Consider the following 15,437-nt stretch of genomic DNA (forward strand, 5'->3'; position numbering starts at 1 on the left):
TTAGTACGTACGTGCTTTAGGCGGGAACGCTTCACGATGGATTGGTTCCATGTTTACGCCACGCTTAGTCATACTTTCAGATTCAGGGTTGTACAGTGAGTGACATAACCATTGCTCATCGTCACGGTCTGGGAAGTCAAAACGAGCATGAGCACCACGGCTCTCTGTACGGAAGTTAGCAGCAACAGCTGTTGCAAACGCTGTTTCCATCAGGTTTTCAAGCTCTAGACACTCAATACGCTGAGTGTTGAACTCCGTAGATTTGTCAGATAGGTGTGCATTTTTCAGACGTTCACGAATTACTTTAAGCTCTTCTAAGCCTTCAGCCATTGCTTTGCCTTCGCGGAATACTGAGAAGTTGTTCTGCATACATTGCTGAAGATCTTTACGAATTTGCGCAGGGTCTTCGCCGTCTGTACTGTTTTCCCAACGGTTGTAACGCTCTAGAGAACGCTCAATGTCAGCTTCAGTTGCTGGCTTAGCTTCTTCTTGCTTCTTCAGAGTCTCACCTAAGTGTAAACCTGTCGCACGACCAAATACCACCAAATCAAGTAGTGAGTTACCACCTAGACGGTTAGCACCGTGAACGGATACTGATGCAATTTCGCCACAAGCAAATAGACCTTGGATTTCAACATCGCTGCCGTCTTCGGTTTGCTTAATAGCTTGACCAGAAACTTGTGTTGGGACACCACCCATCATGTAGTGACATGTCGGGATTACTGGGATTGGCTCTTTTACTGGATCAACATGAGCAAAGGTACGAGACAGTTCACATACACCAGGTAGGCGAGATTCAAGCGTCTCTTTACCTAGGTGATCAAGTTTCAGCTTGATGTGTGGACCCCATGGACCATCGCAACCGCGACCTTCACGAATTTCAACCATCATTGAACGAGCAACAACATCACGACCCGCTAAGTCTTTAGCGTTTGGTGCATAACGTTCCATGAAGCGTTCGCCGTCTTTATTGAGAAGGTAACCACCTTCACCACGACAACCTTCCGTTACCAATACACCTGCACCAGCGATACCCGTTGGGTGGAACTGCCACATTTCGATGTCTTGCATAGGAACGCCAGCACGGATAGCCATACCAACACCGTCACCAGTATTAATATGTGCATTAGTTGTTGATGCGTAGATACGACCCGCACCACCAGTCGCAAGAATTGTTGCCTTCGCTTTGAAGTAACAAACCTCACCCGTTTCCATACAAAGCGCGGTTGTGCCTAAAATTGCACCATCTTCGTTCTTAACAAGATCCAGTGCATACCACTCAGAGAAAACCGTCGTTTTATGCTTAATGTTTTGTTGGTAAAGCGTATGAAGCAGTGCGTGACCAGTACGGTCGGCTGCCGCTGCTGTACGAGCCGCTTGCTCACCACCAAAGTTTTTCGATTGACCACCAAAAGGGCGTTGGTAAATAGTACCGTTCTCAAAACGAGAGAATGGTAGGCCCATTTTTTCAAGTTCGATTACCGACTCAGGACCGTTTTTACACATATATTCGATAGCGTCTTGGTCACCGATGTAATCGGAACCTTTTACAGTATCGTACATATGTTGTTCCCAATGGTCTTCATGCGCATTGCCAAGAGCAACAGTAATGCCACCTTGCGCTGAAACCGTATGAGAACGAGTAGGGAAAACTTTAGAAAGCAATGCACAAGATAGGCCTTGCTCAGAAATTTGCAGTGCGGCACGCATACCTGCACCACCAGCGCCGATAACTACGGCATCAAACTCACGAACAGGAATAGTCACTTACGCACCCCACAAAATAAACAGACCAGAGAAGAAATATCCAAGAAGAACTGCAACAACACCGACTTGAAGACCAACACGCAGTTTTGCGCATTTGATGTAGTCAGTTAGTACTTGCCATAGACCGATCCACGCGTGAACCAAAACAGAAGTAAGCGCTAACATAGTGAAGACTTTAGTGAAGGTTCCACCAAAGAATTGCGTCCAAGATGCGTAAGAAATATCACCAGAGAAAGCACAGAAGCTCACTAGGTAGATAGTGTAGAGAGTCATAATGATGGCAGTTGCACGGATCAATAAATAATCGTGAACACCATTACGACCAAAAGTAGAAACGTTGTTTACCATACTAAGATCCCCGCTAGTAGAGACAATACCGCTGTTGCTGCGAATGCAACCTTAGCGCTCTTAGCGCCAGATTCCAGCTCTTCGAAGTGACCGAGGTCCATAAGAAGGTGACGAATACCACCAGCAATGTGGTAAGCCAAAGCGGTTAAAATGCCCCACAGAATAAACTTCACGAAGAAACCGTCGACAATGTCGCTAGCTTCCATAAAGCCTACTGGGGATGAGAGGGAAGTGGATAGTAACCAAAGCAGAATTCCAATCGCGACAAAAGTTATCACCCCAGACACACGGTGTAGGATGGAAGCTATTGCTGTGATCGGAAAGTGGATGGTCTGTAAATCTAAATTAACAGGTCTTGTCTTTCTTTCTTTCACGGGCTTGCTCACTCAGCTCCATTGAGCATTATGGTCATTAAATAACCTTATGATATTGTTATGGACAAAATTTGATTGCTAACCTTCAAAATTTAACATTAACTTAACAAATAACTGAAGTTGAGCCTTAGATAATTGTAAAATAATTGTTAACTGCTCGATTAAGAAAGACACCTCACATTTCTTCTTAGCCTTGCATTTATAAGGTTTTAACCAAACTTTTCAGCGCCACTATACGGCTGGCAACATTCTAATACAATTGATGTAACAAATAATGCTACACAGACCAGATTTTTAACGAATTTAATGTAAAAAACACTAACAAGTGCACACAAAGCTGCAGAAAAATTGACTTTCGGACGTAAGACCAGTAAAAAAATGGCACATAAACATCCTGGACGGATAAAATAATAAACAAAGGAGATTGTTATGGCGGATAAGAAAGCTACCCTTCACATTGAAGGTCATGCGCCGATCGAACTGCCGATTACAGAGGGTGTACTTGGTACACCAGTGATCGATGTTCGTACACTAGGTTCTAATGGTTTTTTTACTTTTGATCCTGGTTTTCTTGCCACTGCATCTTGTGAGTCTCAAATCACTTTTATTGACGGTGGAAAAGGTATCCTTTTACATCGTGGTTATCCAATTGACCAACTTGCCAATAACGCTGATTACTTAGAAGTATGTTACATACTTCTATACGGTGAAGCCCCTTCTCGAACTGAATACGAAAAGTTCAAGACTACCGTGACACGTCACACTATGGTGCATGAGCAAATTGCTAGTTTCTTCCACGGCTTCCGTCGTGACGCTCACCCTATGGCTGTAATGTGTGGTGTTGTAGGCGCTCTAGCGGCGTTCTACCACGACTCACTTGATATCAACAACGATACACACCGTGAAATTGCGGCTTATCGCCTAATTTCAAAAATGCCAACGCTGGCAGCAATGTGTTACAAATATTCAATAGGTCAACCGTTTATCTACCCACGTAACGACTTAGGCTACGCAGAAAACTTCTTACATATGATGTTTGCAAACCCATGTGAAGAATATGAAGTGAACCCTATCGTTGCACGTGCAATGGATAAAATCTTTACACTACACGCAGACCACGAACAGAACGCTTCAACGTCCACAGTACGTCTAGCCGGTTCATCTGGTGCTAACCCGTTTGCGTGTATTGCGGCAGGTATCGCATCACTTTGGGGGCCTGCTCACGGCGGTGCAAACGAAGCTTGCCTACGTATGCTCGAAGAGATTGGTAGTGTAGATAACATTGAAGAATATGTTGCGAAAGCAAAAGACAAAGATGACCCATTCCGTTTGATGGGCTTCGGTCACCGTGTTTACAAAAACTATGACCCACGTGCAACAGTAATGCGCGAAGCATGTCACGAAGTACTTAAAGAGTTAAACATACAAGATCCGCTACTCGATGTAGCAATGGAACTTGAGCGTATTGCCCTTTCTGATGAGTATTTTGTTTCTAAGAAGCTATACCCGAACGTAGATTTCTACTCAGGTATCATTCTGAAAGCAATCGGAATTCCAGTATCAATGTTCACAGTAATCTTCGCGATGTCTCGTACTATCGGTTGGATTGCTCACTGGAATGAAATGCACAGCGATCCGACTAACCGTATCGGTCGTCCTCGTCAGCTGTATACTGGTGAAGAACAACGTGACTTTAAAGCACTTCACGAACGTGAGTAGTTGCTATAAAGCATAATGTTAAAAGGGGTTGATGTGAGAACATCAACCCCTTTTCTTTTATACGGGATACTTTGAATCTTTACCTAACCTTACCAACTGTACTCTTATAGAAATTCTTTCTTTGCAAAAACTACAATCGACTAGATATTCCCAATCACTTACCTGTTTTACACAGGATTATCAATATCAATAAACTCGACATCTAAACCGTGCTCTTTCGTTAGCCACTCACCTAATGCCTTCACACCATATCGCTCTGTTGCATGGTGACCCGCAGCAAAATAATGGATGTCTTGCTCACGTGCTGAGTAAGTCGTGCGCTCTGAAATTTCACCAGAGATAAATGCATCAATACCCTGAGAAGCCGCTAGTTCAATGTAGTCTTGGCCACCGCCAGTACACCAACCTACCTTTTCAATCATTTTATCGGTGTTTTCAGGAGCAATATGTAACGGTATACGATTCAAAACTTGACCAATCTTTGCAGCAAGCTCTTCACCTGTCACTGGTGTTTTTAATTTACCAAACATTGCAACCGATTGTGGATGTCCTTCCAAGCCACCTTCAACTTCAATATCAAGCAGTTCAGCGAGCTTAGCATTGTTACCAAGTTCAGGGTGGATATCGAGAGGTAAGTGATAACCTAGAAGATTAATGTCATTCTTAATCAGAGTACGAATGCGCTTGCCCTTCATGCCTCGAATCGCTTCTGACTCACCTTTCCAAAAGAAACCGTGATGAACCAACAAAGCATCGGCGTTCAATTCTACCGCTTTATCAATCAGAGCTTGAGAGGCCGTTACACCAGTAACGATGCGCTTCACTTCATAAGCCCCCTCAACTTGAAGACCATTCGGGCAGTAATCTTTAATCTGCTGTGGCTGCAGTTTTTCGTTCAGTAGCTTTTCTAATTGTATGTTATGCATTTTTATTTCCAGCTTACCTTTATAATAACGCCGTTATATCAATTTACGGGTAGAATGTCGAAAGCCCCAGGGCCATGTTTATAAAGATCTACGTTTATAAAGAGCTATGTTTATGAGGAAGAGATGACAACACTGCAACGTTTTTACCAATGGGTTATCGACTCACCGCCATTATTGGAAATCAAGCCGCCCATATCTGATCTCGGTGCATTCTCAAGCCACCTAGAAATCGACGAATCACATACTTATAATGGTAATCCTAGATTAGGTTTTCTCTACCAACACCTATGTGAACAAGTCATCATTGCTTCGGATAATTATTCAATCAAGCACGATGAGATTCAGATCAATGTCGAAGGTAGAACACTAGGTGCTATCGACTTTATTCTCGAAGAAGAGAACAGCCAAAAACTGCAACATTGGGAAGTAGCGATTAAGTTTTATCTACTCCATGAACAGACATGGTTTGGTCCGAACGCTCACGACCAATTAGATAAGAAGCTCGATCGAATGTTGGACCACCAATTGGGTATGTCATCTTCAACGGCCTTTCTTGAACAATATCCAGAGATCGATGTCGACTCAAAACATCTCCTCATGCAGGGTCGTCTCTATACCAACCCATTCTTAGATCAAAAAATACCTACTGAATGTTTGGGCTACGACATTAACTCAAGTCAAGTAAACGGTTTTTGGTGCTATCAAAACCAAGCCCATTTAATCACTGAAGCGCTCTACCCTCTCAGCAAAGAGGAATGGGCTGCGGGTACTGATGACTTCACCAGTGAACCTCTTACTGAGTTTGGTGAGCGCTTTGTACATGGGCAAACCCAATCTGGGCAATTCTGGTTTGTGATGCCACAAAGTTGGCCACACGGTTAGCCGCCTAAGCTAACTAATTTTGCTTTTCCCGCTTACACGCAACCAGCGCAAATAAAAAGGGCTGATGCTTTCACATCAACCCTTCTATTATTTGCTTGATAATTCTATGAATCGTAATCGATTATAGACCAGCCGCTGCAAATACTTGGTTCACAATCTCTTGAGCTTCTGCTTCAATTGCTTTTAGGTGCTCTTCACCTTTAAAGCTCTCACAGTAGATCTTGTAGATGTCTTCAGTACCTGATGGACGAGCAGCAAACCAACCGTTCTCAGTTGTCACTTTAAGGCCACCAATCGCAGCACCGTTACCTGGAGCGTGTGTTAGGCGTGCAGTAATTGCATCCCCAGCAAGCGTCTCAGCAGAAACCATCTCTGGAGAGAGCTTTTTAAGCACGTCTTTTTGTGCGCCATTAGCTACTGCTTGAATTCGGTTGTACTTAGATTCACCGTGTTTAGCGGCAAGTTCTTCATAGTACTCTTGTGGGTTCTTACCAGTAACGGCTGTGATTTCAGCCGCAAGTAAGCAAAGAATCAGGCCATCTTTGTCTGTAGACCAAGGCGTACCGTCTTTACGTAAGAAAGATGCACCCGCACTTTCTTCACCACCGAAACCAAACTGACCGTTATAAAGGCCATCAACGAACCATTTGAAACCAACTGGCACTTCGCAAAGCTCGCGGCCTAAATCAGCAACAACGCGGTCAATCAGAGCGCTTGATACTAACGTCTTACCAACAGCAACGTCTTTACCCCAACCTTCACGGTTACGGTATAAGTAGTCGATACACACTGCTAGAAAATGGTTTGGATTCATTAAGCCTTTTGGTGTAACAATACCGTGGCGATCGTAATCAGGGTCGTTACCAAACGCTAATTGATAATCGTCTTTAAGGGCCAGTAAACCTGCCATCGCGTACGGAGAAGAACAATCCATTCGAACCACGCCATCTTTATCTAAAGACATAAACTGGAACGAAGGATCAACAGCTTCACTTACCAAAGTAAGATCTAAGTTGTACGCTTTGCCGATTTGACGCCAGTAATCGATGCCGCTACCACCTAGTGGATCAACACCAATTTTGATGTTTGCTGTCTGAATCGCTTCCATATCAACCACGTTAACCAAGTCAGCAACGTAAGGAGCAACGAGATCAACTTCTTTTACTAAATCAGACTGTTTAGCTAGCGTGATAGGGGTACGTTTAACACCTTGCATTTTCTCAGCAATGATGACGTTCGCACGATCTTCAATCGCTTGAGTTAGCTCAGCTTCAGCAGGGCCACCGTGTGTCGGATTGTATTTAATACCGCCGTCTTGAGGTGGATTATGTGAAGGTGTGATAACAATGCCGTCGGCTTTTTTATCATTTACTAGGTTATGCGTAAGGATCGCGTGCGAGATGCCTGGTGTTGGAGTAAAGCCATTTTTTTCTTGAATAATAACTTCAACACCGTTCGCTACAAGCACTTCGATAACAGTAGAAAACGCAGGCTCAGATAGAGCGTGAGTATCTTTACCTAAGAAAAGTGGGCCTGTTGTACCCTGTTCAGCACGAACTTCAGCCACCGCTTGTGCGATCGCGAGAATGTGGTTTTCGTTAAATGTTGATTTGTCTGCTGTACCACGGTGACCCGAAGTACCGAATAGAACTTTATGCTCAGGGTTACTAGCATCCGGTTGCTGTAAGAAATAGTTAGCCACTAAAGCCGGAATATTATGAAGATCTTCCTGCTGAGCTTTTTGCCCGGCACGAGGGTGCATAGCCATTTTTCGACATCCTTATATATAAAATTTAAAAACAAAAAAAACCTCATAATATCTTCTTATCCATGGATATTATGAGGTTTAAATCAGATTTCTTTAAATTGAACCTGTTACTTTTTCTATCAATTCTGCTTGGAAATTCATGCGGCTCATAAGCTGCTCAACCATCTGTCTTTTGCGGCTAGTATTATTATTAGTAATAACCCAAAAAGGACTGTGTGGAATCGCTTTAGGCTTGGTTGTATTCCCGTTTGCTAACAACGTCTCTTCGTTATCTGCAAAGTAAACACGCTTACGGCCTTTTACTTGAGTTGCTTCTGAAAAGCTTAAAGGGTCGATTTTATGCAGTGTTGATAACACAAGCATGAAACGATCAATGGCTTTCTTTAGTGATGCAAACTCATCTGATATTAGTAGTGAGCGCATTTCTTTAACGCCATCGAACTTCTCTGGAGTAAAGCCTACCTCTTTGCTAACAACGATACCTTTTGGTTCAACGATCTCATCGATCGGAACCATGCCTTGGCTATCAACCTGTAACAAGCGGCGCAGAATATCTGAAGCGCTTTCGCCAATACGTTCTGTCTGACCCGCAATAAAACGGTATAGGTCCTCATCAACCTCAATTGTTTTCATTCGCTTTTCACAATCTCAATGTTTAAACTCTGGGGGATTATAGCGAGATCCGCGCGGATACTCTACGTCAAACCCACCATGAATAAGATAAAAATGTCAGTACAGCTCAACTATAAAATTGAAGGTGAGGGTCACACCATTGTTTTGATCCATGGATTATTCGGTAATCTGGACAACCTTGGCCTGCTCGCTAGGGATCTAAAAGCCGATCATCAGGTACTTAGCATCGATCTACGCAATCACGGTCAATCCTTCCATAGCGACACCCATAATTATCAAGCAATGGCCCAAGATGTTGCCCAATTGCTGCGTGATCTTGAGTTAAAAGACGTCACTGTAATTGGTCACTCTATGGGTGGCAAAGTAGCGATGGCACTGACACAGCATCTTACACTGCATAAGTTGATTGTCTTAGATATGGCACCGGTCGCATACACCCAAAGTCGCCACGACAACGTATTCGCCGGTCTGCAAGCGGTTATCGAAGAAAAGCCGACCTCACGATTGGATGCGCTAAAGATCCTCTCAAAACATATCGAGATCGACGGGGTTCGTCAGTTCTTAACAAAATCTTTGTTCAAAACAGAACAAGGCATTATGGAATGGCGTTTTAACGTGGCATCACTATTGAATAACTACCCCCAGATCATTGGTTGGGAACCCGTAGATAAAACCTCGGTCAAAACATTGCTAATAAAAGGCGGTGATTCTGATTACCTCACTGCCGATCATCAAGCCGCGGTTCAACAACAATTTCCTAACGCTAAGGCTCATGTCATTGCGAATACTGGGCACTGGCTGCATGCAGAAAAACCAGCTGAAGTACTCAGAGTAATCAGAAAATTCATCGCTTAACTGCTCTTTTTCATGCAGATAAATGAGAACTGTGCAATCACTGCAGATTAACTTTATCTCACAACAGTGATATAGTGCGCCCAAGCAAAATTGGTATATAAGGTTCCCATGCTTTACGACTACATGAACATCATTGAATCTATTGGTTTAGATCTCCTGTTTGCCGCGATTTTCTTTTTAATCGGTATGGCAATTAAGGACGTTCTAAAGCAGGGAAATGTTCCTGCATTTGGTCGTCGTATTGTATGGTTAGTACTTTTCCTTGGCTGCGCAGGTTTTATCGCTAAAGGGATAATCCAACTAAGCTGGGAAGGAACTGGGATCTAACGATTTCCTCCGAACTTTGTTACACCGACAACAGACAAAATTAAAGGTAATGATTCTATGGCAAGTGTAGGTCTCTTCTTTGGTAGCGATACAGGTAACACTGAAGCTGTTGCTAAGATGATTCAAAAGCAATTGAGCAAGCAACTCGTTCACGTTCAAGACATTGCAAAAAGCAGCAAAGAAGATATCGATAACTTCGATCTACTGCTGCTTGGTATCCCTACGTGGTACTACGGCGAAGCACAATGTGATTGGGATGACTTTTTCCCAGAGCTAGAAGCTATTGATTTCTCAACGAAGCTTGTTGCTATCTTTGGTTGTGGCGACCAAGAAGATTACGCAGAATACTTCTGTGATGCTATGGGTACTATCCGTGACATCGTTGAAGCAAAAGGCGGTACTATCTTAGGTCACACATCAACTGAAGGCTACGAATTCGAAGCATCGAAAGGTTTAGTTGAAGGCGATGATAGCCAATTCGTTGGTCTATGTATCGATGAAGATCGTCAACCTGAACTGACTGACGAACGCGTTTCTAATTGGGTTAAACAAATCCATGAAGAAATGTGCTTAGCAGAGCTAGAAGACTAGTGCCCGTTCACTAATCGTGACTAATTAGTCACGATTATACAGATATGAAAAAACCTCCATTTAGGAGGTTTTTTACTATTTATATCGCCGGATTAGCATTCAGCTTCTAATCCGTCGTCATCCTCTCTAAACTGCGGTTTCTTTCTGACATACAGAGTGCGCTGAATTTCTGAAACCACATTCCCCTTCTTATCCTTCACATAGATAACAAATTCAGGGAAACATTTTTCTCCAAGCTGTGTCTGACGATAAATTTCATCAAGCTGCCCCTGACTGATTTCAAAATCGGCGTACAAGTCAGACTGACCAGGCTTAATGAAGTTAATGCTCGCTTCCTTATCCCAAACATAATACCGCTCACCTAAAATTCCCATTAACATCAAAGAGTAAACAGGGTCAGTTAAAGAAAATATGCTGCCGCCATATTGAGTGCGATTGGCGTTTTTGTTCCACCAGCGTAGCTTTAATATCGTCTTAACGACTCTAAAGTCAGGGCTTATATGAGCAATACGAATACCCGCTCCCCAGAAAGGTGGCCAAATATTGAGTGCGAATTTTACAATGTTCGGTTTGTAGATTTTTGCGAGTTGCTTATTCATAACAACATTCCATGTTCATATCAGAAACACCGTCACCTTGACTGGTCGAACCTCCACTATAAGTGAGATGCCTCTATTTTACAAAACAGATTGTGATGTCAGTGAGTAACCCTTTGAAGTTCGTGGTTTATTGTTATGCCTGACTAAACTATAATGGTATTAATATTGAATTCTGTTAATTGCGGCAGATCATCAACAGGAAAGTATATGTCAGACAATAATCAAGCGCTAAAAGATGCTGGTCTTAAAGTGACCCTTCCACGGCTCAAAATTTTAGAAGTATTACAACAGCCAGACTGCCAACATATTAGTGCTGAAGATTTATATAAAAAGCTGATCGACTTAGGTGAAGAGATTGGCCTTGCTACCGTTTATCGAGTGCTTAACCAGTTCGATGACGCAGGTATTGTAACGCGTCACCACTTTGAAGGCGGTAAGTCTGTATTTGAACTTTCAACACAACACCACCATGATCACCTAGTGTGTCTAGACTGTGGCGAAGTTATCGAATTCTCTGATGACCTTATCGAAGAAAGACAAAAAGAAATTGCAGAGCGTTACAACGTGAAGTTGACAAACCACAGTTTGTACTTATACGGAAAGAGCATTACCGGAGATTGCAAAGGCAATCCAGACGCGCATAAAGCGAAGAAGTAACATAGAACGCTGGCTTGGGCCGGCGTTTTTTATATGGTCACTACATAAGACGATTAATCGCAACTTATTCTATAATTGACGACTTTATTCAGATACAAAAAAACCGGCTCTAAGCCGGTTTTTTATTAGGGTGCTTATCGAAAGCGAATCACTTTAGCGATTAAGCTTCAGTTTTTCCCCAAGTATCGCGTAGACCAACCGTACGGTTGAATACTAGTGCAGCTGCTTTAGAATCTTTCGAATCTACACAGAAGTAACCTGTTCGTTCAAACTGGTACGCTTGCTCTGCTACACCTTCAGCTAGGCTAGGTTCAACAAAACCGTTAAGTGTAACAAGTGATTCAGGGTTGAGCGTTGCAGCAAAGTCATCAGCAGCAGCTGGGTTTGCCACGGTGAATAGACGATCGTACAAACGAATCTCAGCAGGCAATGCTTTATCAGCCGATACCCAGTGGATAACGCCTTTCACTTTACGGCCATCTGCAGGGTTCTTACCCAAGGTTTCGTTATCGTAAGAACAGAAGATAGTCGTAATGTTGCCTTCTGCATCTTTTTCGATACGTTCAGCTTTAATCACGTAAGCACCACGTAAACGAACTTCTTTACCTAGAACCAAACGCTTATACTTTTTGTTTGCTTCTTCACGGAAGTCATCACGTTCAATCCAAATTTCACGCGTAAATGGTACTTCACGAGTGCCCATTTCTGGCTTGTTTGGATGGTTTGCAACGGTTAGCGTTTCTACTGCGTCTGCTTCGTAATTTTCGATAACGATCTTAACCGGATCCAGAACAGCCATTGCACGAGGTGCATTTTCGTTCAGATCATCACGGATACAAGATTCAAGTGAACCGAACTCAATCATGTTCTCTTGCTTAGTCACACCAATACGCTTACAGAATTCACGGATAGAGCTTGAAGTGAAACCACGACGACGTAGACCAGAGATAGTTGGCATACGAGGGTCGTCCCAACCTTCAACTAGGTTTTCAACCACAAGCTGGTTCAGCTTACGCTTCGACATTACCGTGTATTCAAGATTCAGACGGCTAAACTCGTACTGACGAGGTTGGCAATCAATCGTGATGTTGTCTAGCACCCAGTCATACAAACGACGGTTATCTTGGAATTCAAGCGTACAGATAGAGTGGGTAATGCCTTCTAGTGCATCAGAGATACAGTGTGTGAAGTCGTACATTGGGTAAATGCACCACTTGTCACCTGTCTGATGGTGGTGAGCAAAACGAACACGGTAGATAACAGGATCGCGCATCACCATAAATGAAGAGCTCATGTCGATCTTAGCACGTAGGCACGCTTTACCTTCTTCAAAGCCACCGTCACGCATTTTTTCAAACAACGCTAGGTTCTCTTCAGGGCTGCGGTCACGATATGGACTCGCTTTACCAGGCTCTTTTAACGTGCCACGGTATTCACGGATCTGCTCAGGACTTAGCTCGTCAACATACGCTAAGCCTTTATTAATTAATTCCACAGCATAAGCGTAAAGCGTATCGAAGTAGTTTGATGAATAACAAATATCACCAGACCATTCGAAGCCTAACCAGCTTACATCATTCTTAATTGACTCAACGTATTCAACGTCTTCTTTTTCAGGGTTTGTATCATCGAAACGAAGATTACATTGTCCCTGGTAGTCCTGAGCAATACCAAAGTTCAAGCAAATAGATTTAGCGTGACCAATGTGCAGGTAGCCATTTGGCTCCGGCGGGAAACGAGTATGCACGCTACTGTGTGTACCATCCGCTAAATCTTTATCAATAATTTGGCGAATGAAATTCGATGGACGAGCCTCAGCTTCACTCATCTATAGCACCTCTATGTATTTAGTATTGTCAGAGAAAGTTATCTTTCATATCCGAGACAAAGGCCGCTTTTATTGCCTGTCAAAGATAGAAAGATCATTGTTGCTAATCATCCACAATTCTGCGCCTTTGCACAATAAGAACCGTCCTTTAATTGTGATTATTTCTCCGATTCGATGAAGAATAGAACGAACATTGTTCACTGGCTCTAAACAACAGGCACAAAAAAGCCTCCCATGTGGGAGGCTTTCAATTTGACACTTACTTAAGAGTAACTTTACGTCTTAATTAAGTACTTCCCTTACTATGGAAGTTTTACATCAGATAGGTCTTCACCTGCACCGATAGCTTTCATTTCGCCAGCTACAATTTCAGCTAGTGGACCTAGGATAACCTGTAGGTTGTTTTCACCTAGTTTAACCACACCTTTAGCGCCGAGCTTCTTAAGAACAACTTCATCAGCGATAGAGCGGTCTTTTAGCGTTAGACGTAGACGAGTGATACAAGCATCGATTGAAGTCAGGTTTTCGTGACCACCTAGTGCTTTTAGGTATTGGCGTGCAACCTCACCTTTTGGTGCGTCGCCAGCAGGAGCCGCTACAGCTTCGTCATCATCTTCACGACCTGGCGATTTCAAGTTGAAAGCGCGGATTGCGAAAGAGAAAGTGAAGAAGTATAGAGCACCGAATGCTAAGCCAATCAATAGTAGAGTGAATGGTTTAGTTGCTAGACCCCAGTTCAATACGAAGTCGATAAGACCAGCAGAGAAACCGAAACCGTGCAAAGTACCAAACATGTTAGCAACAACTAGAGACAGACCAGTAAATACAGCGTGCATTGCGTATAGAGCAGGAGCTAGGAATACGAACATGAATTCTAGCGGCTCTGTGATACCTGTTAGGAATGAACAGAATGCAACAGAGAACAGTGCGCCACCAACTTGACTACGTTTTTCAGCAGGAGCAGCTAGGTACATTGCAAGTGCAGCACCTGGTAGACCAAACATCATTACAGGGAAGAAACCGTTCATGAATACGCCAGCACCTTTATCACCACCGAAGAAACGGTGTAGGTCGCCAGATTTAACTGTTTCAGTCACTTCTTTCACAACAGTTGTGATTTCTGGAGTAACAGAGTTAGCGAATGTGAACGTGTGCTCTTGACCAACAACTAGTGTTTTAGCCAGTGCAGGGTCAACACAAAGTTGAGTGATACCAGCGAATGCGCCTTGACCAGCAACGATGATTTCTTGACATGTGCCCATACCAAACCAGAAGTATGAGTTCAATACGTGGTGAAGACCAACAGGGATAAGTGCACGGTTAAGAGTACCGTAAACGAATTGACCAACAGCGCCAGACGTTGATACTGCGTGAGCTAGTGCGTCTAGACCAGATTGAACACCAGGCCAAACCACACCAGACACAGCACCTGCAACAAGTGCAAATAAGCCGGCCATGATTGGTACTAAACGTTTACCTGCGAAGAAAGCCAGCCACTCAGGAAGACGTGTTGCATGGAAGGCGTTGTAAGAGTGACCTGCGATGATACCTGCGAAGATACCGCCGAAGAACGACATGTTAACGTCGGCGTTAATTGTCGTTGCTGTAGCTGTTAGTACGAAGTAAGCAACTGCACCAGCAAGACCCGCTGCGCCGTTACCATCTTTAGAAAGACCAATCGCGATACCTAGACCAAAAAGCAATGGTAGGTTACCGAAGATAGCACCACCAGCTTGCGCCATAAATGGAATATCAAGTAGATCGCCTTGACCTAAACGTAGTAGAAGCGCCGCAATCGGAAGCGTTGCGATAGGTAGCATTAACGCTTTACCTAGCTTCTGTGCATATCCTAGAATATTCACCAGTTGTTTCCCCCTATAGGATTTTTTAGAATTCGTCTGAGAAACTTATTTTAGTCGCTCAATTTAGTCCTATTCAGTGTATTCAATTAATTTTGCTCCGCAAATTAAAACCTTACCATTTGTGATCCTAATCACCAGTTTTTACCAAATCCAGAGGTTTTTGCTAGCGAGATCATAAAACTTATTTTATCATTCAAAAAAATGAACATTTATAGATAAAATCCAAATATAAAGATTGGGTTAATGCCCGGTTATTTTAGGTAGAAAATGCCAATAAACAACCGAAAAACATTAGCTTAAA

General features: G+C 43.1%; 15 protein-coding genes. 6 read left to right on the forward strand and 9 right to left on the reverse strand.

The window, feature by feature from the left end:
* Genes sdhA through sdhC form a run of 3 tightly spaced genes read right to left on the reverse strand, consistent with a single transcriptional unit; the run spans window position 1 to window position 2,501 of the window.
* A complete protein-coding gene (gene sdhA, locus ACFI6G_RS17870) occupies window positions 1-1,767 on the reverse strand; it encodes a succinate dehydrogenase flavoprotein subunit (protein WP_010436771.1) in 1,767 nt (588 codons plus the stop codon).
* Window positions 1,768-2,115, reverse strand: coding sequence for a succinate dehydrogenase, hydrophobic membrane anchor protein (gene sdhD / locus ACFI6G_RS17875; protein ID WP_010436768.1), 348 nt, complete (start codon window positions 2,113-2,115; stop codon window positions 1,768-1,770).
* Window positions 2,109-2,501: a succinate dehydrogenase cytochrome b556 subunit gene (sdhC, locus tag ACFI6G_RS17880; RefSeq protein WP_010436766.1), complete on the reverse strand. Its 393-nt coding sequence runs from the start codon at window positions 2,499-2,501 to the stop codon at window positions 2,109-2,111. Before sdhC ends, sdhD begins: the two co-directional genes overlap by 7 nt.
* A gap of 417 nt (window positions 2,502-2,918) precedes the next feature.
* Between sdhC and ACFI6G_RS17885 the strand changes: the two genes are divergently transcribed.
* Complete coding sequence (locus ACFI6G_RS17885; RefSeq protein WP_010436764.1) at window positions 2,919-4,208, forward strand: citrate synthase; 1,290 nt, start codon at window positions 2,919-2,921, stop codon at window positions 4,206-4,208.
* 167 nt (window positions 4,209-4,375) lie between these two features.
* Here ACFI6G_RS17885 and ACFI6G_RS17890 read toward each other — a convergent pair whose 3' ends face one another.
* Entirely contained in the window at window positions 4,376-5,134 is a 759-nt protein-coding gene (locus ACFI6G_RS17890) for a Nif3-like dinuclear metal center hexameric protein (protein WP_102277881.1), read from the reverse strand.
* A gap of 123 nt (window positions 5,135-5,257) precedes the next feature.
* On the opposite strand from ACFI6G_RS17890, the gene ACFI6G_RS17895 reads away from it, so the two are divergent.
* Window positions 5,258-6,016 carry a DUF1853 family protein gene (locus ACFI6G_RS17895; RefSeq protein WP_102277882.1) on the forward strand — a complete coding sequence of 253 codons (759 nt, stop codon included), beginning with the start codon at window positions 5,258-5,260 and terminating at the stop codon, window positions 6,014-6,016.
* Between the two features lie 121 nt (window positions 6,017-6,137).
* Here the strand turns inward: ACFI6G_RS17895 and pgm are convergent, their stop codons facing one another.
* Window positions 6,138-7,784, reverse strand: coding sequence for a phosphoglucomutase (alpha-D-glucose-1,6-bisphosphate-dependent) (gene pgm, locus ACFI6G_RS17900; protein ID WP_016794721.1), 1,647 nt, complete (start codon window positions 7,782-7,784; stop codon window positions 6,138-6,140).
* Window positions 7,785-7,877: 93 nt separating this feature from the next.
* Complete coding sequence (seqA, locus tag ACFI6G_RS17905; protein ID WP_010436756.1) at window positions 7,878-8,417, reverse strand: replication initiation negative regulator SeqA; 540 nt, start codon at window positions 8,415-8,417, stop codon at window positions 7,878-7,880.
* Between the two features lie 93 nt (window positions 8,418-8,510).
* On the opposite strand from seqA, the gene ACFI6G_RS17910 reads away from it, so the two are divergent.
* The 3 genes from ACFI6G_RS17910 to fldA all read left to right on the forward strand — a co-directional run bounded on the left by ACFI6G_RS17910 (window position 8,511) and on the right by fldA (window position 10,190).
* Window positions 8,511-9,272 (forward strand): alpha/beta fold hydrolase, encoded by a 762-nt coding sequence (locus ACFI6G_RS17910; RefSeq protein ID WP_462710385.1) that lies wholly within the window; start codon window positions 8,511-8,513, stop codon window positions 9,270-9,272.
* Window positions 9,273-9,380: 108 nt separating this feature from the next.
* Window positions 9,381-9,599: a DUF2788 domain-containing protein gene (locus ACFI6G_RS17915; RefSeq protein ID WP_010436749.1), complete on the forward strand. Its 219-nt coding sequence runs from the start codon at window positions 9,381-9,383 to the stop codon at window positions 9,597-9,599.
* Between the two features lie 57 nt (window positions 9,600-9,656).
* Window positions 9,657-10,190 (forward strand): flavodoxin FldA, encoded by a 534-nt coding sequence (gene fldA / locus ACFI6G_RS17920; protein WP_010436745.1) that lies wholly within the window; start codon window positions 9,657-9,659, stop codon window positions 10,188-10,190.
* 92 nt (window positions 10,191-10,282) lie between these two features.
* On the opposite strand, the gene ACFI6G_RS17925 is transcribed toward fldA, so the two are convergent.
* A complete protein-coding gene (locus ACFI6G_RS17925) occupies window positions 10,283-10,789 on the reverse strand; it encodes a DUF4442 domain-containing protein (protein ID WP_010436742.1) in 507 nt (168 codons plus the stop codon).
* A 207-nt stretch (window positions 10,790-10,996) separates the two neighbouring features.
* On the opposite strand from ACFI6G_RS17925, the gene fcrX reads away from it, so the two are divergent.
* The gene (gene fcrX, locus ACFI6G_RS17930) at window positions 10,997-11,446 is read left to right on the forward strand and encodes a ferric iron uptake transcriptional regulator FcrX (RefSeq protein ID WP_010436739.1); all 450 of its coding nucleotides are present in this window, start codon (window positions 10,997-10,999) and stop codon (window positions 11,444-11,446) included.
* 160 nt (window positions 11,447-11,606) lie between these two features.
* Here fcrX and glnS read toward each other — a convergent pair whose 3' ends face one another.
* Both glnS and nagE read right to left on the reverse strand, forming a co-directional pair.
* The gene (gene glnS / locus ACFI6G_RS17935; RefSeq protein WP_016767481.1) at window positions 11,607-13,274 is read right to left on the reverse strand and encodes a glutamine--tRNA ligase; all 1,668 of its coding nucleotides are present in this window, start codon (window positions 13,272-13,274) and stop codon (window positions 11,607-11,609) included.
* A gap of 302 nt (window positions 13,275-13,576) precedes the next feature.
* On the reverse strand, window positions 13,577-15,136 hold the full coding sequence (gene nagE / locus ACFI6G_RS17940; protein ID WP_010436734.1) for an N-acetylglucosamine-specific PTS transporter subunit IIBC: 1,560 nt from the start codon (window positions 15,134-15,136) through the stop codon (window positions 13,577-13,579).
* Between the last annotated feature and the right edge of the window lie 301 nt (window positions 15,137-15,437).

It is taken from the genome of Vibrio sp. PSi01, assembly GCF_054960695.1.

What these genes read in the sequence shown, in the direction of transcription:
- sdhD (WP_010436768.1), bottom strand. Translation starts at nt 2,115, where the DNA reads ATGGTAAACAACGTTTCTACTTTTGGTCGTAATGGTGTTCACGATTAT.
- ACFI6G_RS17885 (WP_010436764.1), top strand. Translation starts at nt 2,919, where the DNA reads ATGGCGGATAAGAAAGCTACCCTTCACATTGAAGGTCATGCGCCGATC.
- ACFI6G_RS17890 (WP_102277881.1), bottom strand. Translation starts at nt 5,134, where the DNA reads ATGCATAACATACAATTAGAAAAGCTACTGAACGAAAAACTGCAGCCA.
- ACFI6G_RS17895 (WP_102277882.1), top strand. Translation starts at nt 5,258, where the DNA reads ATGACAACACTGCAACGTTTTTACCAATGGGTTATCGACTCACCGCCA.
- pgm (WP_016794721.1), bottom strand. Translation starts at nt 7,784, where the DNA reads ATGGCTATGCACCCTCGTGCCGGGCAAAAAGCTCAGCAGGAAGATCTT.
- seqA (WP_010436756.1), bottom strand. Translation starts at nt 8,417, where the DNA reads ATGAAAACAATTGAGGTTGATGAGGACCTATACCGTTTTATTGCGGGT.
- ACFI6G_RS17910 (WP_462710385.1), top strand. Translation starts at nt 8,511, where the DNA reads ATGTCAGTACAGCTCAACTATAAAATTGAAGGTGAGGGTCACACCATT.
- ACFI6G_RS17915 (WP_010436749.1), top strand. Translation starts at nt 9,381, where the DNA reads ATGCTTTACGACTACATGAACATCATTGAATCTATTGGTTTAGATCTC.
- fldA (WP_010436745.1), top strand. Translation starts at nt 9,657, where the DNA reads ATGGCAAGTGTAGGTCTCTTCTTTGGTAGCGATACAGGTAACACTGAA.
- ACFI6G_RS17925 (WP_010436742.1), bottom strand. Translation starts at nt 10,789, where the DNA reads ATGAATAAGCAACTCGCAAAAATCTACAAACCGAACATTGTAAAATTC.
- fcrX (WP_010436739.1), top strand. Translation starts at nt 10,997, where the DNA reads ATGTCAGACAATAATCAAGCGCTAAAAGATGCTGGTCTTAAAGTGACC.
- glnS (WP_016767481.1), bottom strand. Translation starts at nt 13,274, where the DNA reads ATGAGTGAAGCTGAGGCTCGTCCATCGAATTTCATTCGCCAAATTATT.